Raw genomic sequence first — 26,657 nt, 5'->3', positions numbered from 1 at the left:
CACAAATCTGACTGCCTATCGTGCCAATGCTCCGCGTTGGCATGCAGTTCGTGACGCTCTGCGTCACAAATCTTCAGTCTGGCGAGACCGCGCGCCTAAACGAAACTCAGGCTTTAGTGGTGCCGGCATCTGGTACAGCGCTTTAGCGTGTGACGCAGAGCGTCACGAAAGGCATTCCCACGCGGAGCGTGAGGAACGAGAGGTGTTCGGGAGAACACTTCTCGTGACGATGTGCCTGGCGTGGAAATGAACGTCAATCCGGGGTCTGGCCTGCCTTACTTCTTCACACCCAGTTTCTTCAATTCTTCATCACGCAGCTCGCGACGCAGGATCTTGCCGACGTTGGTGGTCGGCAGCACGTCGCGGAATTCGACGCTGCGCGGCACTTTATAGCCGGTCAGGTTGGCGCGCATGTGCTCCATGACCTGATCCTTGGTCAGGGTAACGCCCGGTTTGGCCACCACGAAGACCTTGATGGTCTCGCCCGACTTCTCGTCCGGTACGCCGATCGCGGCGCACTGAAGCACGCCGGGCAGTGTCGCCAGCACGTCTTCCAGTTCGTTGGGGTACACGTTGAAACCGGAGATCAGGATCATGTCTTTCTTGCGATCGACGATCCGGATGTAGCCATCAGGCTGGATGATCGCGATGTCGCCGGTCTTCAGCCAGCCTTCGCTGTCGATCATTTCATCGGTCGCTTCCTGGCGCTGCCAGTAGCCTTTCATGACCTGCGGCCCCTTGATGCACAGCTCGCCGGTTTCACCGAACGCCAGCTCGTTGCCCGCATCGTCGATGACCTTGCACAGGGTCGAGGGTACGGGAATGCCGATGCTGCCCATCTGCACTTCCTGAGCGGGATTGACCGTGGCCACCGGGCTGGTTTCGGTCATGCCATAGCCTTCGCAGACCTGGCAGCCGGTCACCTGCTTCCAGCGCTCGGCGGCGGCCTGCTGCAAGGCCATGCCGCCGGACAAGGTGACTTTCAACGCCGAGAAATCGAGGTTGCGGAAGCCTTCGCTATTGCACAGGGCCACGAACAGCGTGTTAAGGCCGACAAAGCCGCTGAACTTCCATTTCGAAAGCTCCTTTACCATGGCCGGCAGGTCACGCGGGTTGCTGATCAGGATGTTGTGATTGCCGAGCAGCATCATCGCCATGCAATGAAAGGTGAAGGCATAGATGTGATAGAGCGGCAGCGGCGTGATGATGATTTCACAGCCTTCGCCCAGATTTGACGCCATCAGCGCCCGGCATTGCAGCATGTTGGCGATCAGGTTGCGGTGCGTCAGCATTGCACCCTTGGCCACGCCGGTGGTGCCGCCGGTGTACTGCAGCACGGCAACATCAGCGCTCCCAGGCGACACGTCGGTGACTGGCTGACCACGGCCCTTGCCAAGCACATCGTTGAATTTGATGGCTTTGGGCAAGTGATAGGCCGGGACCATCTTCTTTACGTACTTGATGACGCTGTTGATCAGCAAGCGCTTGAACGGCGACAGCATGTCGGCCACTTCGGTGACAATCACCTGCCTGATCTGCGTCTTGGGTACGACCTTCTCGGCCAGATGGGCCATGTTTGCCAGACACACCAGCGCCTTGGCACCGGAGTCGTTGAACTGGTGTTCCATTTCCCGCGCGGTGTACAGCGGGTTGGTGTTGACCACGATCAGCCCGGCGCGAATCGCACCAAAGACGGCAATCGGGTACTGCAATACGTTGGGTAGCTGCACGGCGATACGGTCACCCGGCTGCAGGTCGGTATGTTGCTGGATCCAGGCGGCAAACGCGCCGGACAGCTCGTACAGTTCGCCGTAGGTGATGGTCTTGCCCAGGTTGCTGAACGCCGGTTGGTCGGCGAAGCGCTGGCAGGACTGCTTCAGGACCGCCTGGACGTTAGGGTACTCGTCGGGGTTGATATCGGCAGGGATACCGGACGGGTACTTGTCCTTCCAGAAGTTATCAATCATTCAGTCGGCTCCGTAGCGATAGCGAATTCTTCACATCGCCTGAAGCGATGATTTTCTTGTGCTTGGAATTATGCAGTAGACGCTTTTTCGCTTTATGACTGATCAAAAAGCGCGCCGAGAGTAGCAGCTTTGCCAAAGGCCGACTAGAGGCAGAAGCAGGCCGCACAGTCACTAATGCGACCAGCGAATAACAAACGGTCACTTTAAATACATTTAATAAATTTTCATCATCGCCGTGAAAGTACCGGACCAGAGCGTTCAATCGGCATAATCGTCGATTTATGAAAAAACCGACCCCGTTTGCAGCAGCCTGCAAACGGGGTCAGGTACACACATGGAGACGATTAAAGGGTCAGGTGATGTCCCGAAGCTCCCGTCGCAAAATCTTGCCCACCGGTGTCATCGGCAACGAATCACGCAGAACAATCTGCCGGGGCACCTTGTAGCCGGTGAAATTCTCTTTGCAAAAGGCCTTGAGCTCTTCGATGCTCAGCCCCGGGTCTCGCGCCACCACGAACAGCTTCACCGCCTCCCCCGAGCGCTCGTCCGGCACGCCGATACAGGCGCAGTTGGCGACTTTCGGATGGGCCATGACCACGTCTTCGATTTCGTTGGGGTAGACATTGAAGCCGGACACGATGATCAGGTCTTTCTTGCGGTCGACGATGCTGACGAAACCGTCAGCGCCAATCACTGCAATGTCACCGGTCTTGAACCAGCCTTCGGCATCCAGGCACTCGGCAGTGGCCTCAGGCTGGTTCCAGTAGCCTTTCATGACCTGCGGCCCCTTGATGCACAGCTCGCCACGCTCACCGAAAGGCAATTCGAGGCCATTGTCATCGATGACTTTCATCGCGGTGCCAGGTACGGGAATACCCACGGTTCCAAGGCGCGCCAGAGCGCCGTAGGGATTGGCACTGGCGACAGGCGACGTCTCGGTCAGGCCGTAACCTTCGACGATCGTGCAGCCGGTGATCTGCGCCCAGCGCTCGGCCGTGGCCTTGACCAGCGCAGTGCCGCCGGAGTTGGTGCTTTTCAGCGTCGAGAAATCCAGGTTCTTGAATTCCGGATGGTTGATGAGCGCCACGAACAGCGTGTTGAGGCCGATCATGGCAGTGAACTTCCACTTGCCCAGTTCCTTGATGAAGCCGCCGATATCGCGAGGATTGGTAATCAGGATGTTGTGATTGCCGCTGATCATCATGCACATGCAGTTCGCTGTGAACGCGTAGATGTGATAGAGCGGCAGCGGCGCGATCATCACCTCTTTGCCTTCTTCAAACAGCGATTCGCCTTGCGGACCGTGCTGGCGCATGCAGGCATAGACTTGCTGCATGTTGGCGACCAGGTTGCCGTGAGTGAGCATCGCGCCCTTGGCCAGCCCCGTGGTGCCACCGGTGTACTGCAGAACGGCAACATCCTGCAGCCCCCGCGGTACGACCTGCATGCGGCTGTCGCGCCCCAGGCGCAGCGTCCGCTTGAAGCCGACGGCCTGAGGCAGATGGAATTCAGGGACCATCTTCTTGACCTTGTCGACAATGGTATTGACCAGCCAGCCCTTGGCCGCCGACTGCATGTCGCCCATTTTCACTTCGATCAGGTATTCGATGGCCGTGTCCGGCAGCACTTCCTGCACCAGCTTGCCGAACAGGTTGAGGTAGACCAGCGCCCTGGCACCAGAGTCCTTGAATTGATGGCGCATCTCGCGCGCGGTGTACAGCGGGTTGGTGTTGACCACTGTCAGACCGGCACGCATCGCACCGAATACTGCGATGGGGTATTGCAGGATATTGGGCATCTGTACGGCAATGCGGTCACCCGGTACCAGTTGCGTGTGCTGCTGCAAATAGGCGGCAAAGGCGGCGGAGTGACGCTCGAGTTCCGCGTAGGTCAGCGTCACGCCCATGTTGCTGAACGCAGGTCGGTCGGCGAACTTCCTGCAGCAGCGCTCGAACACCTCGACGACCGATTGGTAGGTCTGCAGATCCACCTCGGCGTCGACACCCGCCGGCCGCTTGTCATCCCAGAAATCAGCTTGCATTATTTTTATCCTTTTTCCCTGCATAGGTCTGGGCGGACGTTAGCAGTTAAAGCGCCGCAGGCAAATAATCGTCCGGGCCTCATCAGCAGCATGAATCTTGTCTCTGTTCAGACTGAAATCTGTCGCCGGCGATACACTGCGCACGGCAATCGGGCTGGCAAAGACACTTGCCCTATAGCGCAACAGCCTTATTCACACGACGTTTGCTTATTATTTGCCTTGAATGTGATCCGGGGAGCGCCAGCAAGCGTCTGAATGATCTTGTCCGCGCATTGGCGGCGACAGGTCATCAAGTGTTACAAATCAAGGCCAGGTCGGATTGCACGAACCGGCGCGCTTCAATTCATTTTTATTGTCAGGACAGCCACATGACTCAAGTCACCAACACGCCTTACGAAGCCCTTGAAGTCGGTCAGACCGCCAGCTACAGCAAGACAGTGGAAGAGCGTGACATTCAACTGTTCGCCGCCATGTCCGGTGACCACAACCCGGTCCATCTGGACGCTGAATACGCCTCCAAGACCATGTTCAAGGAGCGTATTGCTCACGGCATGTTCAGCGGCGCGCTGATCAGTGCGGCGGTTGCGTGTGAGTTGCCTGGCCCGGGCACCATTTATATCGGTCAGCAGATGACCTTCCAGAAGCCGGTCAAACTGGGCGACACCCTGACTGTGCGCCTGGAAATCCTGGAAAAACTGCCTAAATTCCGCGTGCGCATCGCCACCCGCGTCTTCAACCAGAACGATGAACTGGTCGTTGATGGCGAAGCTGAAATCCTCGCTCCGCGCAAGCAGCAGACCGTTGATCTGACCGTATTGCCAACCATCACCTTCGGCTGAAAACCGGCACGCCAAATGATATAGGCACAAAAAAAGGGCGACCGAAGTCGCCCCAAGTGCCTTGCGTGCTCATGTGTGAGTGGCCGAGATCCCTGCCGGCCTGACCTTTCAGGCGGTGAGTCCGGTACTCGATGGGCTCAGCTTAATCAAGATTGCACGCAGACGGGTTGATCCAGATCAGTTAGCCGGGTGCCTGTCGGGCGGGCACGCGGGATCACTGACGGAGGTCGACATACAGGTGGGGTGTCAGCGTTTTTTGGGCTTTTTCTTCGGTTTTTTGCCGCTCAACGGCATCGCCTGTTCGAAGGCGTTGCGTACCTCGTTGAGACGCTTGTCATTCAGATCGTGAATACGCTTGGCGCGCTCGGCACCCAGGTCGATCAGTTGTGCATCGTCACTCATGGCTTGCGGTTCTCGAACACGGGAAATCAGGGCCAATAATGCTCAATCGCAGCAGCCCTGACCAGTGCCGTGACCATTACAGACACGGACGATGCGGCGATCAGATCTGAATATCCACCCAAAGCCCCTGGCGCGGCTCGTCGTCGATGAGCGGTACGACCGGTACGGTGTTGTCGGCATTCAGCGAATCACCCGGAACAACAAGCCCCTGGTATTCCTCAGCCTCGCCCCCGCCATGACCTTGAGCCTGCTGCTGTTGCTGCTGGCGCTGTTGCTCTTCACGCAACAGCAACGCGCTGCGCTCAGTATCTTCATTGCGCAGGTCAATAGAGGTCTCGCTGGAGCTCTCCTGCACTGGCGCGACAGGCGGAATGTCCGGCATGCGCTTGGCCGGATCCAGCTGTGATGTCACAGGCACCACACTTAACGGAAGCATAGGTTGCAGCATGGTTTTATCTCCTCTTACCGGGGTTTCGGCCGTGCACGAGGCAACTTGAACCGGGCTGAAATAGCCAGTGATGGTTTATAAGATCTTTTTTGACTGCTCTCAGTGAAATAAGTGTCATGGAACCAAAAATTCGATAGGTTCCGGCGCTGACCATGAGTTTTTTCACGCTGCCTTTGGCCTTCGGGGCGCGTTCCGTTAACATACTCAGCTTTTTCAAGCGGGAGACAGGCAGCATGGCGCAGCAGTATCAACCGGGGCAACGCTGGATTAGTGACAGCGAAGCCGAGCTGGGTTTGGGCACCGTTCTGGCACAGGACGGCCGCTTGTTGACCGTGCTCTATCCGGCCACTGGCGAAACACGTCAGTACGCACTGCGTAATGCGCCGCTGACCCGCGTGCGCTTCTCCCCTGGCGACGTGATCACGCACTTCGAAAACTGGAAAATGACCGTTCGCGAAGTCGACGATGTCGATGGTCTGCTGGTCTACCACGGCCTGAACGCGCAGAACGAAGTGGTCACGCTGCCGGAAACCCAGCTGTCGAACTTCATCCAGTTCCGCCTGGCTACCGACCGTCTGTTCGCCGGCCAGATCGACCAGTTGTCATGGTTTTCGCTGCGCTACAACACGCTCGAGCACACCAGCCGCCAGTTGCAGTCCTCGCTCTGGGGTCTGGGTGGCGTGCGGGCACAGCCTATCGCCCACCAGTTGCACATCGCTCGTGAAGTTGCAGACCGCATCGCGCCACGCGTTCTGCTGGCCGACGAAGTGGGCCTGGGCAAAACCATCGAAGCCGGTCTGGTGATCCACCGCCAGCTGCTGTCGGGCCGCGCCAACCGCGTACTGATCCTGGTCCCGGAAAACCTGCAGCACCAGTGGCTGGTGGAAATGCGTCGGCGCTTCAATCTGCAGGTCGCGCTGTTCGACGCCGAGCGCTTCATGGAAAGTGATGCCGGCAACCCGTTCGAAGACACCCAGCTCGCGCTGGTTGCCCTGGAATGGCTGGTCGAAGACGAAAAAGCCCAGGATGCCCTGTTTGCGGCAGGCTGGGACCTGATGGTGGTTGACGAAGCGCACCACCTGGTCTGGCACGAAGACAAGGCCAGCCGCGAATACTCCCTGGTCGAACAGCTGGCCGAAGTCATTGCCGGCGTACTGCTGCTGACCGCCACACCGGAACAGCTGGGCCAGGACAGCCACTTTGCCCGTCTGCGCCTGCTGGACCCGAACCGTTTCCACGACCTCAAGGCCTTCCGCGCCGAGAGCGAGAACTATCGCCCGGTGGCCCAGGCCGTTCAGGAGCTGCTCGACAAGGGCAAGCTGTCCGCTGCAGCACAAGAAACCATTCACGGTTTCCTGGGTGCCGAAGGCGATTCGCTGCTGGCCTCGGTGAATACCGGCGACGAAGAAGCCAAATCGCGTCTGATTCGCGAACTGCTGGACCGTCATGGCACCGGCCGCGTGCTGTTCCGCAACACCCGTGCCGCCGTGCAGGGTTTCCCGGAGCGCAAGCTGCATCAATATCCGCTGCCCTGCCCCGTCGAATACCTCGAATTGCCGGTCGGCGAGCACGCCGATCTTTACCCGGAAGTCAGCTTCCAGTCGCAGTCGGACGTCAGCGAAGAAGAGCGCTGGTGGCGCTTCGACCCACGCGTCGACTGGCTGATCGATACCCTGAAAATGCTCAAGCGCGTCAAGGTGCTGGTCATCTGTGCCCACGCCGAAACCGCCATGGACCTGGAAGATGCGCTGCGTGTGCGTTCCGGTATTCCTGCCACGGTTTTCCACGAAGGCATGAACATCCTCGAGCGCGACCGTGCGGCGGCCTACTTTGCCGACGAAGAGTTTGGCGCCCAAGTGCTGATCTGTTCGGAAATCGGCAGCGAAGGCCGCAACTTCCAGTTCTCCCACCATCTGGTCCTGTTCGATCTGCCGTCGCACCCGGACTTGCTGGAGCAGCGTATCGGGCGTCTGGACCGGATCGGCCAGAAGCACACCATCGAGCTGCATGTACCTTTCCTGGAAACCAGTCCGCAGGCACGCCTGTTCCAGTGGTATCACGAAGCGCTCAATGCGTTCCTCAATACCTGCCCGACCGGCAACGCCCTGCAACATCAGTTCGGACCGCGCTTGCTGCCGCTGCTGGAAAGCGGTGACGACGACGAGTGGCAAACCCTGATCGATGAGGCACGCAGCGAACGCGAACGTCTGGAAAGCGAACTGCATACCGGTCGCGACCGCCTGCTGGAACTCAATTCCGGCGGTGCTGGCGAAGGCGAAGCGCTGGTCGAAGCGATCCTCGACCAGGACGATCAGTTCAGCCTGCCGATCTACATGGAAACCCTGTTCGACGCGTTTGGCATCGACAGCGAGGACCATTCGGAAAACGCCCTGATCCTCAAGCCGAGTGAAAAGATGCTCGACGCCAGCTTCCCGCTGGGCGACGACGAAGGCGTGACCATCACCTACGACCGCAATCAGGCGCTGTCCCGCGAGGACATGCAGTTCATCACCTGGGAGCACCCGATGGTGCAAGGCGGCATGGATCTGGTGCTGTCCGGTTCGATGGGCAACACTGCCGTGGCACTGATCAAGAACAAGGCGCTCAAGCCGGGCACCGTTCTGCTGGAACTGATCTACGTCAGCGAAGTGGTTGCGCCTCGCTCGCTGCAGCTGGGACGTTATCTGCCGCCTGCCGCGCTGCGCTGCCTGCTCGACCCGAATGGCAACGATCTGGCCGGCCGTGTCTCGTTCAACACGCTCAATGATCAGCTCGAAAGTGTGCCCCGTGCCAGCGCCAACAAGTTCATCCAGGCACAACGTGATCAACTGACCCCGAGAATCAACGCGGGCGAAGAGAAAATCACGCCGAAGCACGCAGAGCGCGTTGCTGAAGCCCAGCGCCGCCTGGCAGCCGATACCGAAGAAGAACTGGCGCGCCTGACGGCATTGCAAGCGGTCAACCCGACCGTGCGCGACAGTGAGCTGGTAGCTCTGCGCACTCAACGGGAACAGGGTCTGGCCATGCTTGAGAAAGCGGCCCTGCGCCTGGAAGCGATTCGGGTACTGGTCGCAGGCTGAAGACCGGTTACACACCCACCTGCCATGCCCATGCGCCGCATGGGCTTGGCGCTCTTGCTCAGGCTATGACGCAGAGCGTCATGAAAGGCATTCCCACGCTGGAGCGTGAGGAACGATGTGTACCGTAACCGCAACCCCTGCTGCGCGATATCCGCCCCCCCTATCGTGCCCATGCTCCGCGTGGGCATGCCTTTCCGGACGCTCTGCGTCCTCCCTTGCTCACGCTATGACGCAGAGCGTCATGAAAGGCATTCCCACGCTGGAGCGTGAGGAACGATGTGTACCGTAACCGCGCCCCTGCTCCCGATATCCGCAACACCCCTTATCGTGCCCATGCTCCGCGTGGGCATGCCTTTCCGGACGCTCTGCGTCCTCCCTTGCTCACGCTATGACGCAGAGCGTCATGAAAGGCATTCCCACGCTGGAGCGTGTGGAACGATGTGTACCGTAACCGCGCCCTGCTCCGCGATATCCGCCCCCCCTATCGTGCCCATGCTCCGCGTGGGCATGCCCTTCCGGACGCTCTGCGTCCTCCCTTGCTCAGGCTATGACGCAGAGCGTCATGAAAGGCATTCCCACGCTGGAGCGTGAGGAACGATGTGTACCGTAACCGCATCCCTGCTCCGAGATATCCGCCCCCCCTATCGTGCCCATGCTCCGCGTAGGCATGCCCTTCCGGACGCTCTGCGTCCTCCCAATCATAGAGCCCAGACGCGCCAGCCATCACTTTGATGCCAAATTGGCACCTCGTGTATTGGCAGGTTGTAAACAGCTTCTATACTCAGCTTACAACGCCAGGCTTTCAGCCCTGGCGCCCTTGCAGTGAGAATAGGGCAAGCTATGGATTGGCTGGGTTTGAACGTATTCGCTGGCCCACCAGCGGACGTGCAATTGTTGATCGACTGTAGTCATAACCTGTTTCTGGTCGCGCTGGCGTACGGCGTGGCCTGTGCTGCGTGCTTTGCCACGCTGGACATTGCCGACCGCGTCATTCAGGTCGACGCCCTCCGAAGCCGTCGCCTCTGGAAAGCGCTAGGCGCGCTATGCCTGGCCGGTGGCGTGTGGGCGATGCACTTCATCAGCATGCTGGCATTCCAGGCGCCACTCAAAATCGCTTACGACCTTTCCATCACGCTGATATCCCTGTTGATCGTGTTGATCACTGCGTTCGTGGCCATGCGGGCGCTGACCATTCCGGAGCTTACCCTGAGACGCTGCCTGATCAGTGCGGTGGTCATGGGGATCGGCATCAGTGTCATGCACTACCTGGGCATGTCGGCCATGCGCTCCGCCGCTGAGCAGTACTACGAGCCGCGGATGTTTGCCCTGTCGATCCTGGTCGCGGTTCTTTCCAGCATTGCGCTTCTGACCCTGTCCCGGCATTTGCGCCAGTACAACGGCATGTTTCACCAGATGTTCCGTTACGCGGTCAGCCTTCTGCTGGGTGCAGGCCTGCTGACCATGCACCTGATGGGCATGAAGGCGCTGCGGTTGGTGATCCCCGAAGGCATAGAGCTGAGCGGCCCCACCACCGAAAACAGCCAACAGCTGGGGCTTACCATCGCGGCCATCGCCCTGCTGATCATCGCCGGCAGCATCAGCGCGGCAATGGCTGACAAGAAACTGCAAGGCAAGGAGCATGATCTGCAGCGGGTCAATGCACTGCTTACCCAACTGGATCAGGCACGCGTCTCGCTTCAGCAGGTTGCGCATTACGACCCGCTGACCAACCTGATCAACCGCCGCGGTTTCAATCAGATCTTCGCCGAGAAGCTGCAGGAGCACACCTACAATAACGACATGCTTGCAGTGATGTTTCTGGACATCGACCACTTCAAGCGCATCAACGACAGCCTGGGCCATGATGCAGGTGACGATCTGCTCAAGGTGATCGCCGAGCGAATCCGCAATGCTACTCGCGCTCAGGACGTGGTAGCGCGTTTCGGCGGCGACGAATTCTGCATCCTGCTGAGCATTCCTGACTACGAAGAGGCACGCCACCTGGCCCATCGGGTCATGCAAAAAATGAAGGAGACCATCGCGCTGGCAGGAAGACGCATGGTCATGACCACCAGTATCGGTATTGCAGTGTTCCCGCGTGACGGTTCGACCTGCGATGAGCTGCTCAAGCACGCGGACCTCGCGCTCTATCAGTCAAAGGAAAAAGGGCGCAACGGTGTCAACTTCTTCAACCCGGCGCTCAAGACCAAGGCCAGTCTGGAGCTGCAACTGGAAGAAGAACTGCGCAATGCCTTGCGCGAGGGCAAGGGACTGCAGGTGTATTACCAGCCTATCGTCGACATGCGCACTGGCCACGTTGCCAAGCTCGAGGCGCTGGTGCGCTGGAATCACCCGCACCACGGCCTGCTGGTACCCGCGCGCTTCATCAGCATTGCCGAGACTAACGGTCTGATTGCCGAGCTGGATAACTGGGTGCTGCGCCGCGCCTGTCACGACCTGCGCACTTTGCGTCAGGAAGGGCTGGAACAGCTGATCATCTCCGTCAACTGCTCAGCGCTGACGCTGGGCCGCAACGAACTGGTCGAAGAGGTTGAGCGGGCGCTGGCCGATGCTGACGCAGCACCTGGACAGCTTGAACTGGAGGTAACCGAAAATGCCTTGATGGGCAACATCAGCAACACCATCCAGATGCTCAAGCACATTCGCAGCCTGGGTGTTTCACTGTCGATTGACGACTTCGGCACGGGATACTCGTCGCTCGCCTATCTCAAGCGACTGCCACTGGACACGCTGAAGATCGACCGTTCGTTCATTATCGACATTCCGCAGTCCCCGCAGGACATGGAAATCGTTCAGGCAATCCTCGTCATGGCGCATACGTTGCGCTTGAAAGTGGTGACGGAAGGCGTCGAAACCCAGGATCAACTGGAGTTTCTCAGGCAGTTTGGCAGTGATTACGTACAAGGTTATCTGTTCAGCAGGCCCCAGCCGCTGGAGCGCATCTTGCCCCTTGCCAGACAGATGAACCAGCACGAGCCCACTACACGCTGGTCTGCCCTGCCAAAACAGCATAGCGAGGAGTCGGACAGCGAAACACCAGACACTCCGGATGTGTTTGCCGAACTGCGTGACAATGACGATTTTGCCAGTCCCAGACCTGTGCGTACCTGAGGGGGCGGCGCACGGCTCCATCGTCGAAAAGAAACAGTGCAGCCCGCGGAAACCGCCACCTCCAAGGTGGGGTTTTACGCTACGCGGGCTGCCGAAGAGTTACCTTCCAACTCACTCAGGAAAACCGCGCGGCACCTGACTGGTGCGCAAATCAAGCCTGCGCCCTGTTTTGAATCAGAACCCAAGGTGCCACTACCACAGCCCAGAGCAGCGGATCTGTCTCCACCAGCTCAAGCGCCTTGGTTTCAGACACCTTGCCAACCCGCCCCTCAGCCAACCATGCAGACACCCTGGCTGCATCATTTTCGGCCACCGCCTCGGCGACTTCGATCAAATCCAGAGGCAGCTCGACCCACAACAGGGCACCCTTGGCAAAGAATGGTTGCAATTCAGACCAGGTGATTGAGGCGGTTTCGCCAAGCAGTTTGGCATAGAGGGTGCTAGGTTCTTGCGTCATGGGTTTCACCAGAAAGAAAATCGGCGCAATGATAGCGCCGACTTTCCCACCGGCAAGCCCAGAAGCAGGTGATTTATCGCAGGGAAGTGCAGATAACCTTATGGATCTGAAGTAATTTCAGGCACTCAAGCGTTTGATTCTGTAACTTTCTTTCGATTAAGCGACACGCACAGGTTTGTCCCCGGACGCCCGGCTTTTCAAGCCAGCGAACGGCGCTCTAAACTGTTCCGGTACAGTTGGTGGCGTGGCACAACCGGTGATCGAATCGGTCCTGGAGCCCTTGGCCCTCAGGATTATAAAAACTACAACGCAAGAGTGGAGCATCATGACTAAGGGTACCAATAAGCTTTCAAGGCTGTTTGCCGCACTGGTTATGGCGGGGGTTGCCAGCCATTCGTTCGCAGCCGACACCATCAAGATCGGCATCGCCGGCCCCAAGACCGGCCCTGTCGCCGAATACGGCACCATGCAGTTCAATGGTGCCAAGATGGCCATCGAGCAGATCAATGCCAAAGGCGGCGTAGATGGCAAAAAGCTTGAAGCCGTCGAATATGATGACGCCTGCGATCCGAAACAGGCCGTTGCGGTGGCCAACAAAGTGGTCAATGACGGCGTGAAATACGTGGTCGGTCACCTCTGCTCCAGCTCTGCCCAGCCCGCCTCCGACGTTTACGAAGACGAAGGCATCATCATGGTGACCCCGGCCGCCACCAGCCCGGAAATCACCGCGCGCGGTTACAAGCTGGTGTTCCGCACCATCGGTCTCGACAGTGCCCAGGGTCCGGCCGCAGGCAACTACATTGCCGACGTTGCCAAGCCGAAAATCGTTGCAGTCATCCACGACAAGCAGCAGTACGGCGAAGGTATCGCGACAGCCGTCAAGCAAACGCTGGAGAAAAAAGGCGTCAAGGTTGCACTGTTCGAAGGCATCAACGCTGGCGACAAGGACTTCTCGTCGCTGATCGCCAAGCTCAAGCAGGCCAACGTCGACTTCGTCTACTACGGCGGCTACCACCCTGAGCTGGGCCAGATCCTGCGTCAGTCCAAGGAAAAAGGCCTGAATGCCAAATTCATGGGCCCTGAAGGCGTCGGCAACGAGTCCATCTCGCAAATCGCGGGTGATGCTTCGGAAGGCCTGCTGGTCACCCTGCCAAAATCCTTCGACCAGGACCCGGCCAACCAGGCACTGACCGAAGCCTTCAAGGCCAAGAGTCAGGACCCGAGCGGCCCGTTCGTGTACCCGTCCTACTCCGCCGTACAGGTCATTGCTGACGGCATCGCTGCCGCCAAGTCCGAAGACACCACCAAGGTGGCTGCTGCCATCCATGCTGGTACCTTCAAGACGCCAATGGGCGAGCTGAGCTACGACGAGAAAGGTGACCTGAAGAACTTCCAGTTCGTGGTCTACGAGTGGCACTTCGGCAAACCCAAGACCGAAGCCGCCAAATAAGCTGCTTGCGTCAACCCTCAAAGCCCACTGCCAGCGCAGTGGGCTTTGTTTTACGAATCCAGGCCCGTACGCACGTTTCGGCAACCCGAACGGCATGCACGAGGCCCCCTGAAAATCTTAAAACCGTCAATAGCGGTTCCTTGACAGCGCAACAGGCTACGCATCGACAGAATGCCACCCCGGCGCACGTCAGAGAAATGCAGATCAGGTTTTTAGGAGCGCGGTAAATGCCCGAGTTATTCCACTACATGCAGCAGCTGGTCAATGGCCTGACCATTGGCAGTACGTATGCATTGATCGCCATCGGTTACACGATGGTGTACGGCATCATCGGAATGATCAACTTCGCCCATGGCGAGGTGTACATGATCGGTTCCTATGTAGCTTTCATGGCACTCGCCGGTCTGGCGATGCTGGGGATTCACAGCCTGCCGTTGCTGATGATTGCCGGTTTTGCCGCTGCAATCATCGTGACCAGTGCCTACGGATACAGCATCGAGCGTGTGGCCTATCGTCCGTTGCGCAACAGCAACCGTCTGATTCCACTGATTTCTGCAATCGGCATGTCGATCTTTCTGCAGAACTCGGTCCAGCTTTCCCAGGGCTCCGGCAACTTTGCCATCCCCAACCTGCTGCCCGGCAGCCTGTCGTTCGGGCCCGGTGGTGCGCAGGAAGTTCTGATTTCCTACATGCAGATAGTGGTGTTCGTCGTCACCCTGCTGGCCATGACCGGCCTGACCCTGTTCATCTCGCGCTCGCGAATGGGCCGCGCCTGCCGCGCCTGCGCCGAGGACATGAAGATGGCCAATCTGCTGGGGATCAACACCAACAACATCATCGCCCTGACCTTCGTGGTCGGTGCTGCACTGGCCGCCGTCGCCGCCATGCTGCTGAGCATGCAATACGGCGTGATCAACCCCAACGCCGGTTTCCTCGTCGGCCTGAAAGCCTTCACGGCTGCGGTACTGGGCGGTATCGGTTCGATCCCGGGTGCCGTGCTCGGTGGCCTGGTGCTGGGCGTCGCCGAAGCCTTCGGTGCCGACATTTTTGGTGATCAGTACAAGGACGTCGTGGCTTTCGGCCTGCTGGTCCTGGTGCTGCTGTTCCGACCGACCGGCATTCTGGGTCGTCCGGAGGTTGAGAAAGTATGAGCAAGTCTTTCAAACAGGCGCTGTTCAGCGCCGCGCTGGTCTGGGCCGTGGCCTACCCGGTGTTCGGCCTGAAACTGGCCTTTTCCGGCGTCACCCTGCAAGTGCAGAACGCCAGCCCGCTGACCCTGACCATCATTGCCGTGTGTTCGGTCCTGCTGTTTCTGCGCGTACTGTTCGCCGAGCAGATCAGCGGCATGCGTCGCGGCTCCGAAAAACCGCTGATCCCGCAAAAGACCAGCGACTTCCTGACCCAGCCGAAAACCCAGCGCTGGGGCCTTGCGGCGCTCATCGTGCTGGCCTTCATCTGGCCGTTCTTCGGGTCGCGCGGCGCGGTGGACATTGCCACGCTGATCCTGATCTACGTGATGCTCGGCCTCGGCCTGAACATTGTGGTCGGGCTGGCAGGTCTGCTTGACCTGGGCTATGTCGGTTTCTATGCGGTCGGGGCCTACAGCTATGCCCTGCTGTCGCACTATTACGGGCTCGGCTTCTGGATCTGCCTGCCGATCGCGGGGTTGATGGCAGCGCTGTTCGGGTTCCTGCTGGGCTTTCCGGTATTGCGTTTGCGCGGCGACTATCTGGCCATCGTGACGTTGGGGTTCGGCGAGATCATCCGCATCTTCCTGCGTAACCTGACCGATATCACCGGCGGTCCGAACGGCATCAGCAACATCGAAAAGCCGACCTTCTTCGGTCTGACTTTCGAGCGCAAGGCAGCTGAGGGCATGCAGACCTTCCACGAGTTCTTCGGTCTGCCGTACAACTCGATCAATAAGGTCATCTTCCTCTACCTGATCGCCCTGCTGCTGGCACTGGCGGCGTTGTTCGTCATCAACCGCCTGTTGCGCATGCCGATCGGCCGGGCCTGGGAAGCACTGCGCGAAGACGAAATCGCCTGTCGCGCACTGGGCCTGAACCCGACCGTGATCAAACTCTCGGCCTTCACACTCGGCGCTGCATTCGCGGGTTTCGCAGGCAGCTTCTTTGCTGCACGTCAGGGTCTGATCACCCCGGAATCGTTCACCTTCATCGAGTCGGCAATCATTCTGGCCATCGTGGTACTGGGTGGCATGGGCTCGCAACTGGGTGTGATCCTGGCGGCGATCGTGATGATCCTGTTGCCTGAGCTGATGCGTGAGTTCAGTGACTACCGCATGCTGATGTTCGGCGCGCTGATGGTGCTGATGATGATCTGGCGTCCACAAGGCTTCCTGCCGATGCAGCGCCCCGAAATGAAATTGAAAGCGGAGCTGCCGAAATGAGCCGCCCATTACTGCAAGCCACTGGCTTGAGCATGCGTTTTGGCGGCCTGCTGGCGGTCAATGGCGTTGCCCTGACCGTCAATCAGGGGCAGGTCGTATCGATGATCGGCCCTAACGGCGCCGGCAAGACCACGGTCTTCAACTGCCTGACCGGCTTCTACCGGCCGAGCGCGGGTACGATTCTGCTGGACGGTGAACCGATCCAGGGCCTGGCTGGCCACCAGATCGCGCGCAAGGGCGTGGTGCGTACGTTCCAGAACGTGCGCCTGTTCAAGGAAATGACTGCCGTCGAGAACCTGCTGGTTGCCCAGCACCGGCATTTGAACACCAACTTCCTGTCCGGCCTGTTCAAGACGCCCGCGTTTCGCCGCAGCGAACGTGAAGCCATGGACTATGCCGAGCACTGGCTTGAGGCGGTCAACCTCAGGGAATTCGCCAATCGCCCTGCCGGGACGCTGGCCTACGGTCAGCAACGCCGCCTGGAAATCGCCCGCTGCATGATGACGCGTCCGCGCATTCTGATGCTCGACGAACCGGCGGCGGGTCTCAACCCTAGGGAAACCGATGACCTGAAAGCACTGATCGGCGTGTTGCGCAGCGAGCACAACGCGACGGTCCTGTTGATCGAGCACGACATGAAACTGGTAATGAGCATTTCCGACCACATCGTGGTGATCAATCAGGGCACGCCGCTGGCCGATGGCACGCCAGAACAGATTCGTGACAATCCTGATGTGATCAAAGCCTACCTGGGGGAAGCGTAAATGCTGCAGTTCGAAAACGTTTCCACCTTCTACGGCAAGATCCAGGCGCTGCACAGCGTCAACGTGGAAGTGCGCCAGGGTGAAATTGTCACCCTGATCGGCGCCAACGGCGCGGGCAAGTCCACCCTGCTGATGACCCTGTGCGGCTCGCCGCGCGCTCACAGCGGCAGTATTCGCTACATGGGCGAGGAACTGGTCGGGCTGGAGTCGTCGATCATCATGCGCAAGAGCATTGCCGTGGTGCCGGAAGGCCGTCGGGTGTTTGCGCGTCTGACCGTTGAAGAAAATCTGGCGATGGGCGGTTTCTTCACGGAAAAGGATGATTATCAGGAGCAGATGGACAAGGTCCTGCATCTCTTTCCGCGCCTCAAGGAACGCTTCAATCAGCGTGGCGGCACCATGTCCGGTGGCGAGCAGCAGATGCTGGCCATCGGTCGTGCGCTGATGAGCAAGCCCAAGCTGCTGTTGCTGGACGAGCCTTCACTGGGCCTGGCGCCGATCATCATCCAGCAGATTTTCGAGATCGTCGAACAGCTGCGTCGCGATGGCGTGACGGTGTTTCTGGTCGAACAGAACGCCAACCAGGCCCTGAAAGTCGCCGACCGCGCCTACGTACTGGAAAACGGCCGCGTGGTCATGCAAGGCACAGGTGAAGAGCTGCTGGTCGATCCGAAAGTGCGGGACGCGTATCTGGGCGGCTAAGCGCATGCCACCTCCCGAGATGGCTTCTTGATGATCGTTACCACGCTCCGCGTGGTAACGCCTTTTCGTGACGCTCCGCGTCACATTGCGATTCTGCGGTAGTCACCTCAAGACGTGTATACAGCGACACGTGCGGCGCAGCCCTGGCCGTCCCCTCTTGTGATGCACCTCCAGTCTGAGTAACGTGGCGGCACCTGTCTGGAGACCACATCATGTTTGCTGCCCGTTCCGTCCTCGTATTTGCTCTTCTACCGCTGTTTGCAGGGTGTCAGTTGCTCGGTAAACAGGCCGAGGAGCCGAAGGTTTCCACAGCGGGCATGCTCCGTATGCAGGGCGACCTGACCGGGGAGAACGGCCAGTTGCTGTTCAAACCGTGTAACGAGCAGCGTCGCTACGTGGTCAAGGATCGCGGCAATACCGGCATTCTGCAGGAAGCGGCCTCGCTGGCAGACAGCAAGGGCACGGTGTTTGCCGACCTGCGCGGCAGCTTTGCCGCGAGCAAGGCGGCCAACAGTGACGGTCAGCTGGACCTGCATCAGCTGTACCGCGTAGAGCGTCCCGGCCAGGCCTGTGAAGACCTCAATTTCAAACGCCTGACATTGCACGTCAATGGCAACAAGCCCGCCTGGAACGTCAATGTCAGCGGCAAGGGCATGGTCCTGGAGCGCGAGGGCGTCGCGCCACTGGCGTTGCCCTACGTGGAAGAGAAGCTGCCGGACGGCAGTTTCAGCGTCAGCAGCGAAGCCAACAACCAGCGCATCGAGATCTGGGTCGCGCCACAGCGCTGCGTCGACAGCGTCGACGGCTCGGTGCAACACCTCACCGCAGAGCTGCGTATCAACGGCCAGGCCCAGCGTGGCTGCGGTTATTACGGCGGTTCACGCGACGACTGATCGCCCAGGCTCGCCGCCAAAGGGGTTCAGCGCTTATAATCGCCGGTTCTTGTAGTGCTGTCGGGCTGAACCTGCGGCCCGAAAACTGGACCCCTTAATGTTACGAATCACCGAACTCAAGCTGCCGATCGATCATCCGGAAGAAGACCTGCGCGTTGCGCTCTTGAAGCACCTGGGTATCGACAGCGGCGAGCTGCTGGACTTTACCCTCTTCAAGCGCAGTTACGACGCGCGCAAAAAGTCTTCCGAGCTGTGCTTCATCTACACCATCGACTTCCAGGTCAAGGATGAAGAGGCACTGTTGCGCAAGCTGGCCAATGACCGCCACGTCGGCCCGGCACCCGATGTCAGCTATAAAGTGGTCGGTCACGCTCCCGAGGGGCTGACAGAGCGCCCGATCGTCGTGGGTTTCGGACCATGCGGTATCTTTGCCGGGCTGCTGCTCGCGCAGATGGGCTTCAAGCCGATCATCCTCGAGCGCGGCACCGAAGTTCGCCAGCGCACCAAGGACACCTGGGCGCTGTGGCGCAAAAACGTGCTCAATCCCGAGTCCAACGTGCAGTTTGGCGAGGGCGGTGCCGGGACCTTTTCCGACGGCAAGCTTTACAGCCAGATCAAGGACCCGAAATTCATCGGCCGCAAGGTGCTGCACGAGTTCGTCAAAGCCGGCGCGCCGGAAGAAATCCTCTATGTCAGCAAGCCGCATATCGGCACGTTCCGCCTGACGGGCGTGGTCGAGAACATGCGCCATCAGATTGAAGCGATGGGCGGCGAAGTGCGCTTTCAGCAGCGCGTGTCCGACCTGATGATCGAGGACGGCCAATTGATGGGCGTCCAGCTCGACAGCGGCGAACAGCTCGAGTCGCGACATGTCATCCTCGCGCTGGGCCACAGTGCGCGCGACACCTTCCGCATGCTGCACGGCCGTGGCGTGTTCATGGAAGCCAAGCCGTTCTCGGTGGGCTTTCGCATCGAACACCCGCAATCGTTGATCGACCGCGCACGACTGGGCAAGTATGCCGGTCACCCCAAGCTGGGCGCAGCCGATTACAAACTGGTGCACCACGCCAGCAACGGTCGCTCGGTCTACAGCTTCTGCATGTGCCCTGGCGGCACGGTCGTGGCAGCCACGTCAGAGCCTGGCCGAGTGGTCACCAACGGCATGAGCCAATACTCACGCAACGAGCGCAATGCCAACTCGGGCATCGTCGTCGGTATCTCGCCGGAACAGGACTACCCTGGCAGCCCGCTGGCCGGTATCGAGTTGCAGGAGCGTCTGGAATCCCACGCCTATCTGCTCGGCGGCAGCAGTTATGAGGCTCCTGCGCAGCTGGTCGGCGACTTCATTGCCGGCAAGGCCTCGACCGCGCTGGGCAGCGTTGAACCCTCCTACAAGCCCGGTGTGAAGCTGGTGGACCTTGCCGAGGCCCTGCCCGCCTTTGCCATCGAAGCGATTCGTGAAGCCTTGCCTGCGTTCGACAAGCAGATCAAAGGTTTCTCGCTGCACGACGCTGTGCTGACCGGCATCGAAACCCGCACCTCGGCTCCGCTGCGTATTACCCGCGGACCGACCCTGCAGAGCCTGAACACCAAAGGCCTTTACCCGGCCGGTGAAGGCGCTGGCTATGCGGGCGGGATTCTCTCGGCTGGCGTGGACGGCATTCGGGTGGCTGAAGCGCTGGTGCGCGACATGCTGGGGATTGAGGGCTGACCTGACGATGACCATCGTTCCCGCGCTTCGCGTGGGAACGTATTTCGTGACGCTGCGCGTCACACATAAAAGCTGCGGCTCACTTTAAGGATCGGACGCGGAGCGTCCGGAGCTAAATGACAACGCTGGGCATTGACACGATATATATTCACGCCTGGCAATAAAAAACCCCGAGCATTTCGGCTCGGGGTTTTGCTGTGCGGTGCTACTGATCAGTGAGTAACGCGGCTGGTGCCGTTGACGCTCATGATGCGCACGCGCTCGCCGACCCGGAAAATCTCGTTTTCCTGAACCTGCTGCACGTAGGCACGCATGCTGCCGTCGTCCTCACGCACGGTGATTTCCACACCTTGCGTACGGGTCAGGCCTTCTTCAGTCGCTGAACCCAGCAGACCACCGGCCACTGCGCCGATCACCGCTGCCACGATACTGCCGCGACCACCACCGATAGCGCTGCCGCCCACGCCGCCGACGACTGCACCCGCCGCGCCGCCGATCGGGGTCTTGGTGCCCTCGATCTTGACCGGACGCAAGGATTCGATCGTCCCCATGCGAACTGTCTGTACGGTCCTGGCCTCGTCACGGGAATAGGAATCACCGGTCAGATTCGAGGTACAGCCGCCCAGCGTAAGCGCCATGGCAGTGAACGAAGCAACCAGAAGAGCAGACTTGCGCATAAAAGGAATCTCCAGAGGAATCAGTGGCCATTAGACTACCCGACAAAGGTGCTGTCACGGCCCCGAGCCTGCAAATTAAATTGATTCAGGCCTCATACAGCCACAGCCCGCATAACGCTCAGACGACTGGCCAAACGAATAATTCAATCAGGGTGCAAGGCGCTCACGTATCCATCTGTCGTCTATCAAACGATAGTTCAAACGGTCGTGAAGTCGACTGGAGCGACCCTGCCAGAACTCGATCCGCTCGGGCAAAAGACGATAGCCACCCCAATGCTCGGGGCAGTGTGGCTGGGTGTCTGAGAAACGTTGTTCCGTCTGTCTGATCAGGCCTTCCAGTTCGTCGCGATCCGCGATCACGCGACTCTGTGGCGAGGCCCATGCACCCAGGCGGCTGCCCAGAGGACGAACTTGGTAATAAGCGTCGGATTCTTGCGCAGAGACTTTCTCCACCCGGCCCTCGATACGCACCTGGCGCTCCAGTGTCGGCCAGAAGAAGGTCATCGCGGCAAAGGGACGTGCAGCGATCTGCTGGCCCTTGGCGCTTTCGTAGTTGGTGAAAAACGTAAAACCCTGAGTGTCCAGGCCCTTGAGCAGCAAGACACGGCAATGTGGACGTCCTTGCTCATCAACCGTCGCCAATGTCATGGCGTTGGCCTCGACAGGCGGCTGCTCGGTGTTCACCGCATCGGCGAACCATGCATGGAAGAGTGCAAAGGGCTCGTCCGGCGATTGCGCTTCGGTCAACCCGTCGCGCGTGTAGTCACGGCGCATATCGGCCAGGGTCTGGGTCATGGCTTGGTTCCTGCGAGGTCACGGATCGACCCCACGCGAAGCGTCAGTGACGATCCGCGTGGGTGCTGACAGGCTTAGTTACTGGCCTGGCTGTCGTCCTTCTTGGCGGGCGTTGTGGTTTTGGCCGGAGCCTTGGCAGCGGCTTTGGTCGCTGCCGGCTTTTTAGCAGCTGCGGTGGTCTTGGCTGACGCGGCCTTCTTGGCGGTGCTGGCTTTGGCCGGTGCAGCTTTCTTGGCGGTGTCTTTCTTCGCAGCGGCTTTCTTGGCAGGTGCTGCGGCAGGTGCCGGGGCAACCGGCTTGACGTCCTGGGTGGCGACCATGGTCGGTGCCACTGGCGGCAGTGCGTAGCGGCTCATCAGCGCGCGCATGGTGTCCTGCGGCGTCATGAGGATCTCGACCCGGCGGTTGAGCGCACGACCCTGCAGGCTGTCGTTGGCAGCGCGCGGCATCACCGCACCCATGCCACGCTGGCTCAGGCGGTTACGCTCCAGACCGCTGAGACGGAAAATCGCGGCGACCGACTGCGCACGTTCCTGGCTGATCTTCTGGTTGGCTTCGGTAGGACCCGAAGTGTCGGCATGACCGAGAATCAGCACGGCAGTTTTCTGATCGCCTTCGACCACCTTGGCCAGACGGGTGATCGGACCCAATGTGTTGGGCAGCAGCATGGCCGGACGGTCAGGGTTGAACGAGCTGTCGACCGGCGCGGTGATCGCCAGCAGGTCTTCGCGACGCTCCAGCTGGAACGGGCTGTCCTTGATTGCAGCGCGCAGGCGTGGCTCGTACTCGTCCAGCCAAGCCTGGGTCACTTTCGGATCAGGCATCGGCAGCGCTTTAGGCTCGTCCTTGGCGGAGTCGTTGCCAAACGGCCACCACCACTTGCTGTCGGTCTCCGACTTGGCAACCATCGCCGGCGCGGCAGGCTTGGCTGCCGGCTTGTCGGCCACGGCATCAGGTTTGGCCTGCGCGTTATCGTTCGAACCGAACGGCCAGTACCATGGCGCGCTGTTTTCAGCACCTGCCACAGGTGCCGGCGTGGCAGCAGCCTTGGCAACCGGAGCGGGCGCCGGGCTCGATGCCGGGGCCTTGGCAGCGGTGCCTGCGTCAGCGGAGTCGCTGCCGGAACCGAACTGCCACCAATGGCCTCCGGTTGCAGCAGAGTCGGATTGTGGAGTTTGGGCACAGCCGGTCACGGCGATGCACAGGGCGAGAACGAGGCTTTTATTAGACGACATGGGTAACCCGCAACGGTTTTGATCAGACAGAAGGACGTAACTACGCCGGTATAACATGCATAAAGATGCAGTTGGAAAAAGAAACCGTCGTACGGTTCCTGTTACAGCCATTTAACTGACAGTCGGTATGAAACAAGCACTTATAGCCGATACTTACTGCAAACACTCACGCAGGACCCCGACCAGTTTCTGCGCACGTGGGTCCATCAGAATGTAGGGCCCCAAGGTGTTGGTAACGAAGCCAAAGGCAACCTCGTCATCAGGATCGGCGAACCCTACCGAGCCGCCCGCCCCCGGATGGCCAAAGGCTTTGGGCCCCAGGCCGTAGGTCGCGTTGGCAACGCCCGGCTGATCGAGCATGCAGCCCAGCCCCAGTCGAGTCGGGGTCAGTAATGTCTTGTCCTGACCGAGGCTGTGTTCGCGGGTCAGCTCATTGAGCATGTCGGCTTCAAGCAGGCTGCCATCGAGCAGACCGTTATAGAAACCGGCGAGACTGCGTGCATTGCCGTGGCCGTTGGCCGCCGGTTGCTGCATGCGGCGCCACTCCGGCTTGTTGGTGCTGGTCATGATCGACGGCGGGTTGGTGAACGCCTTGGCAGTGATCGAAGCCGGCTCGCGCATCGTCGCCTGCAGCACGCGCTGGGCAGCGTCGTCACCGGCATTGCCTTTGCCACGCGCGATGTGGGCAACGCGATGAAACTGGTCATCGGCAAGGCCGACATGAAAATCCAGCCCCAGCGGGCGGGCGATACGCGCAGCGATGGATTCCCCGGGGCCTCGACCATCGGCGCGGCGCAGCATCTCGCCCACCAGCCAGCCATAGGTGATCGCCGCATAACCATGCCCCTGACCCGGCGTCCACCAGGGTTCTTCGGCTGCCAGGGCGGCGGTCATGGTGTCCCACTGGTAAAGCGCTTCGGCAGGCAACGGCTCACGCAACGCAGGCAGGCCCGCCTGATGGCAGAGCAATTGGCGCAGTGTGATGGAGGCCTTGCCCGCTGCGGCGAATTCGGGCCAGAGCCTGGCCACGGGTTCGTCCAGCGTCAACTTGCCCTCTTCGACCAGTTGCAGAACCGCCACGCTGGTGAAGGTCTTGGTGCAGGAGAACAGGTTGAGAATAGTATCGGTGTGCCACGCCTCGGCACCGTCCTTGTCGGCAGTGCCCGCCCACAGATCGATGACGGTCTGGCCGCCAACCTGAATGCACAAGGCGGCACCGCGCTCCTGAGGGTCGTCAAAGAGCGCCGCAAAGGCTTCAAGTACTGCTTCGAATTGAAGTTCGTAATGACCCTGGATCTGCAACGGCTGACTCCTGACTGGCGATACTGAGCCTGAGCACAGGCTAAACGGCCCGTATTGTTTCAGCGATCGAGCGCTTTGGGAACAGATGTGAAACGCTCTTCATCTTTGGCTCAGGTTATTTCCCGACGGAACGGTGGCAGCGCATTGAGAATCGCCTTGCCATAGCGCTGGGTGACCACGCGCCGGTCCAGCAGCGTGATGGTGCCGCGGTCCTCTTCGGTGCGCAGCAAGCGGCCACAGGCCTGCACCAGACGCAACGAGGCATCGGGCACGGCGATCTCCATGAACGGGTTACCGCCACGCGCTTCGATCCACTCGGCCAGCGCAGCCTCGACCGGGTCATCCGGCACCGCGAACGGGATCTTGGCGATGACCACGTGTTCGCAGTAGGCGCCGGGCAAGTCCACACCCTCGGCGAAGCTGGCCAGCCCGAACAATACGCTGGACTCGCCGCTGTCGACGCGTGCCTTGTGCTTGTTGAGGGTTTCCTGTTTGGACAGGTTGCCCTGAATGAACACCTGCTTGCGCCAGTCACGGTCCAGGCCGTCGAAGACATCCTGCATCTGCTTGCGCGACGAATACAGCACCAGCGTGCCTCGCGATCCCTCCACCAGACCGGGCAGATCGCGAATGATCGCTGCGGTATGGGCCACCGAGTCACGCGGGTCGGCCTTGAGGTCCGGTACGCGCAGCACACCGGCATCGGCGTGATGAAACGGGCTTGGCACCACGGCGGTCACCGCCCCTTTAGGCAGCCCGGCACGCATGCGATAGCGGTCGAACTTGCCCAGCGCGGTCAGGGTCGCCGAGGTGACCAGCGCCCCGTAGGCGATGTTCCACAGATTGCGACGCAGCATTTCCGCCGCCAGGATCGGGCTGGCGTTGACCTCGATATCGAACATTGCACCGCTGTCGGCCAGGGTCAGCCAGCGCGCCATTGGCGGGCTGTCTTCCGGGTCTTCGGCGGTGAACGCAGTCCACAATTCCCAGTTGCCATGCGCGCGGGCCAGCAGGCTGCCGAACAGCGGATACCACTCTTCGGCCTGATGGCTGGCGATGCCGATGTTGACCTCACCGTCCATGCCTTCCTTGAGCAGCTCGGTCAGGCGGGTGAACAGATCGTCCAGGCGCGCAAAGCCTTTCTTGAGCTCGATACCCATCTCGCGGATGTGCTCGGGAATCACGCCGCCGACAAAGCGGTGGCGTGGGCGCTCGCGGCCCTGCATGTCCTCACCGGCGCGGAAATCCGCCAGTTGCTCGCAGGCACCGAACATGAACTGCTGGTGGCCCTTGATCTCGCGGGCCAGCTCCGGCACCTGCTCGATCAGCTTGCCCAGATCGCCGGGCAGCGGATGCTGGGCGAGCAGCTTGGCGAGGTTCTTGGCGGTCTGTTCCAGCCAGTCGGCGGTAGATTTCAATCGGGTGTAGTGGGCAAAGTGGCCGATGGCCTTGTCCGGCAGGTGGTGACCCTCGTCGAAGACATACAAGGTGTCACGCGGGTCCGGCAGCACCGCACCGCCGCCCAGTGCCAGGTCGGCCAGCACCATGTCGTGGTTGGTGACGATCACATCGACCTTGCCCATGCCTTCACGCGCCTTATAGAAAGCGCACTGCTGAAAGTTGGGGCAGTGCCGGTTGGTGCACTGGCTGTGATCGGTGGTCAGACGCGCCCAGTCCTGATCGGCGAGTTCCTGCGGCCAGCTGTCGCGATCGCCGTCCCACTTGTTGCCCGCCAGCTTCTGCAACATGCTGGTGAAAAGCTTCTGACTGGCCTCATCGACTTCGATCTTGAAGCCTTCTTCCTCGAATAGCTGCGCGGTCGCGTTGGTCGCGTCACTTTCCTGCAGCAATGCGTCGAGCTTGGACAGGCACATGTAACGCCCGCGCCCCTTGGCCAGGGCGAAGGTAAAATTCAGACCGCTGTTGCGCATCAGGTCCGGCAGATCCTTGTAGACGATCTGCTCCTGCAGGGCGACGGTCGCGGTGGCGATCACCAGCCGCTTGCCTGCCGCCTTGGCGGTGGGAATCGAGGCGATGGCGTAAGCCACGGTCTTGCCGGTACCCGTTCCGGCCTCGACCGCCACTACCGCAGGATCGCCCGAACGACGACCCTCTTCATCGGTGTCAATGTCCCCCAGCACCTTGGCGACTTCAGCGATCATCAATCGCTGGCCATAGCGTGGCTTGAGGCTCTTGGCTTCGAGGAAACGCGAGTAAGCGCCCTGGATCTGGGTTTTGAGTTCGGTACTGATCATTGGCTTCGGTTCGGGGGCACGGCTAAAAAGGCTGGATAAATTTTCAGTAGTTCTGAGTGGGCGCTATCATAGCGCGCTAAATCCATCCGCGCAG

20 protein-coding genes and 1 pseudogene are annotated in these 26,657 nt (G+C 60.0%); 11 read left to right on the top strand and 10 right to left on the bottom strand.

All coding sequences use genetic code 11. From position 1 onward, the window contains the following. Positions 1–275 precede the first annotated feature (275 nt). Positions 276–1,967 (bottom strand): long-chain-fatty-acid--CoA ligase FadD1, encoded by a 1,692-nt coding sequence (gene fadD1 / locus BLR20_RS11440; RefSeq protein WP_054994051.1) that lies wholly within the window; start codon positions 1,965–1,967, stop codon positions 276–278. Between the two features lie 352 nt (positions 1,968–2,319). Then, a complete protein-coding gene (gene fadD2 / locus BLR20_RS11435; RefSeq protein WP_054994052.1) occupies positions 2,320–4,008 on the bottom strand; it encodes a long-chain-fatty-acid--CoA ligase FadD2 in 1,689 nt (562 codons plus the stop codon). A 368-nt stretch (positions 4,009–4,376) separates the two neighbouring features. Between fadD2 and BLR20_RS11425 the strand changes: the two genes are divergently transcribed. Further along, positions 4,377–4,847, top strand: a complete 471-nt coding sequence (locus BLR20_RS11425) for a MaoC family dehydratase (RefSeq protein WP_010433364.1) — start codon at positions 4,377–4,379, stop codon at positions 4,845–4,847. A 246-nt stretch (positions 4,848–5,093) separates the two neighbouring features. On the opposite strand, the gene BLR20_RS11420 is transcribed toward BLR20_RS11425, so the two are convergent. Beyond that, positions 5,094–5,249 carry a hypothetical protein gene (locus tag BLR20_RS11420; RefSeq protein WP_010433362.1) on the bottom strand — a complete coding sequence of 52 codons (156 nt, stop codon included), beginning with the start codon at positions 5,247–5,249 and terminating at the stop codon, positions 5,094–5,096. Positions 5,250–5,349: 100 nt separating this feature from the next. Continuing rightward, entirely contained in the window at positions 5,350–5,697 is a 348-nt protein-coding gene (locus BLR20_RS11415; protein WP_010433360.1) for a hypothetical protein, read from the bottom strand. A 233-nt stretch (positions 5,698–5,930) separates the two neighbouring features. Between BLR20_RS11415 and rapA the strand changes: the two genes are divergently transcribed. Both rapA and BLR20_RS11405 read left to right on the top strand, forming a co-directional pair. Further along, positions 5,931–8,777 carry an RNA polymerase-associated protein RapA gene (rapA, locus tag BLR20_RS11410; protein ID WP_054994058.1) on the top strand — a complete coding sequence of 949 codons (2,847 nt, stop codon included), beginning with the start codon at positions 5,931–5,933 and terminating at the stop codon, positions 8,775–8,777. 840 nt (positions 8,778–9,617) lie between these two features. Continuing rightward, the gene (locus tag BLR20_RS11405) at positions 9,618–11,909 is read left to right on the top strand and encodes a putative bifunctional diguanylate cyclase/phosphodiesterase (RefSeq protein WP_054994054.1); all 2,292 of its coding nucleotides are present in this window, start codon (positions 9,618–9,620) and stop codon (positions 11,907–11,909) included. Between the two features lie 151 nt (positions 11,910–12,060). Here BLR20_RS11405 and BLR20_RS11400 read toward each other — a convergent pair whose 3' ends face one another. After that, positions 12,061–12,366: a DUF2288 domain-containing protein gene (locus BLR20_RS11400; protein WP_010432472.1), complete on the bottom strand. Its 306-nt coding sequence runs from the start codon at positions 12,364–12,366 to the stop codon at positions 12,061–12,063. On the opposite strand from BLR20_RS11400, the pseudogene BLR20_RS11395 reads away from it, so the two are divergent. From BLR20_RS11395 to BLR20_RS11360, 8 genes and pseudogenes are all read left to right on the top strand, one after another. Continuing rightward, positions 12,365–12,615: pseudogene (locus BLR20_RS11395) on the top strand (hypothetical protein); the annotation flags it as partial. The gene BLR20_RS11400 and the pseudogene BLR20_RS11395 sit on opposite strands and share 2 nt — an antisense overlap. A gap of 76 nt (positions 12,616–12,691) precedes the next feature. Next, positions 12,692–13,816: a branched-chain amino acid ABC transporter substrate-binding protein gene (locus tag BLR20_RS11390; protein ID WP_003425596.1), complete on the top strand. Its 1,125-nt coding sequence runs from the start codon at positions 12,692–12,694 to the stop codon at positions 13,814–13,816. A 227-nt stretch (positions 13,817–14,043) separates the two neighbouring features. Then, the gene (livH, locus tag BLR20_RS11385; protein WP_010432468.1) at positions 14,044–14,967 is read left to right on the top strand and encodes a high-affinity branched-chain amino acid ABC transporter permease LivH; all 924 of its coding nucleotides are present in this window, start codon (positions 14,044–14,046) and stop codon (positions 14,965–14,967) included. After that, positions 14,964–16,229 carry a high-affinity branched-chain amino acid ABC transporter permease LivM gene (locus BLR20_RS11380; protein WP_010432465.1) on the top strand — a complete coding sequence of 422 codons (1,266 nt, stop codon included), beginning with the start codon at positions 14,964–14,966 and terminating at the stop codon, positions 16,227–16,229. Before livH ends, BLR20_RS11380 begins: the two co-directional genes overlap by 4 nt. Beyond that, the gene (livG, locus tag BLR20_RS11375) at positions 16,226–16,993 is read left to right on the top strand and encodes a high-affinity branched-chain amino acid ABC transporter ATP-binding protein LivG (RefSeq protein ID WP_003314434.1); all 768 of its coding nucleotides are present in this window, start codon (positions 16,226–16,228) and stop codon (positions 16,991–16,993) included. The genes BLR20_RS11380 and livG overlap by 4 nt, the downstream gene beginning before the upstream one ends. Continuing rightward, complete coding sequence (locus BLR20_RS11370; RefSeq protein WP_010432462.1) at positions 16,994–17,695, top strand: ABC transporter ATP-binding protein; 702 nt, start codon at positions 16,994–16,996, stop codon at positions 17,693–17,695. Between the two features lie 212 nt (positions 17,696–17,907). Continuing rightward, a complete protein-coding gene (locus tag BLR20_RS11365; RefSeq protein ID WP_003412840.1) occupies positions 17,908–18,588 on the top strand; it encodes a COG3650 family protein in 681 nt (226 codons plus the stop codon). 97 nt (positions 18,589–18,685) lie between these two features. Then, on the top strand, positions 18,686–20,299 hold the full coding sequence (locus BLR20_RS11360; protein WP_054994055.1) for an NAD(P)/FAD-dependent oxidoreductase: 1,614 nt from the start codon (positions 18,686–18,688) through the stop codon (positions 20,297–20,299). A 212-nt stretch (positions 20,300–20,511) separates the two neighbouring features. Here the strand turns inward: BLR20_RS11360 and BLR20_RS11355 are convergent, their stop codons facing one another. The 5 genes from BLR20_RS11355 to dinG form a co-directional block, all read right to left on the bottom strand. Next, positions 20,512–20,976 (bottom strand): outer membrane lipoprotein, encoded by a 465-nt coding sequence (locus tag BLR20_RS11355; protein WP_003314430.1) that lies wholly within the window; start codon positions 20,974–20,976, stop codon positions 20,512–20,514. 147 nt (positions 20,977–21,123) lie between these two features. After that, positions 21,124–21,771: a pyridoxamine 5'-phosphate oxidase gene (pdxH, locus tag BLR20_RS11350; protein ID WP_010432456.1), complete on the bottom strand. Its 648-nt coding sequence runs from the start codon at positions 21,769–21,771 to the stop codon at positions 21,124–21,126. Positions 21,772–21,845: 74 nt separating this feature from the next. Beyond that, positions 21,846–23,006 carry an OmpA family protein gene (locus BLR20_RS11345; protein ID WP_032614925.1) on the bottom strand — a complete coding sequence of 387 codons (1,161 nt, stop codon included), beginning with the start codon at positions 23,004–23,006 and terminating at the stop codon, positions 21,846–21,848. 153 nt (positions 23,007–23,159) lie between these two features. Next, positions 23,160–24,308, bottom strand: a complete 1,149-nt coding sequence (locus tag BLR20_RS11340) for a serine hydrolase domain-containing protein (protein ID WP_054994056.1) — start codon at positions 24,306–24,308, stop codon at positions 23,160–23,162. Positions 24,309–24,418: 110 nt separating this feature from the next. Then, positions 24,419–26,563 carry an ATP-dependent DNA helicase DinG gene (gene dinG / locus BLR20_RS11335; protein ID WP_003402334.1) on the bottom strand — a complete coding sequence of 715 codons (2,145 nt, stop codon included), beginning with the start codon at positions 26,561–26,563 and terminating at the stop codon, positions 24,419–24,421. Positions 26,564–26,657: the final 94 nt, after the last annotated feature.

It is taken from the genome of Pseudomonas congelans (assembly GCF_900103225.1).
Lineage (GTDB): Bacteria > Pseudomonadota > Gammaproteobacteria > Pseudomonadales > Pseudomonadaceae > Aquipseudomonas > Aquipseudomonas congelans.
This window is presented reverse-complemented; position numbering and strand designations above follow the sequence as displayed.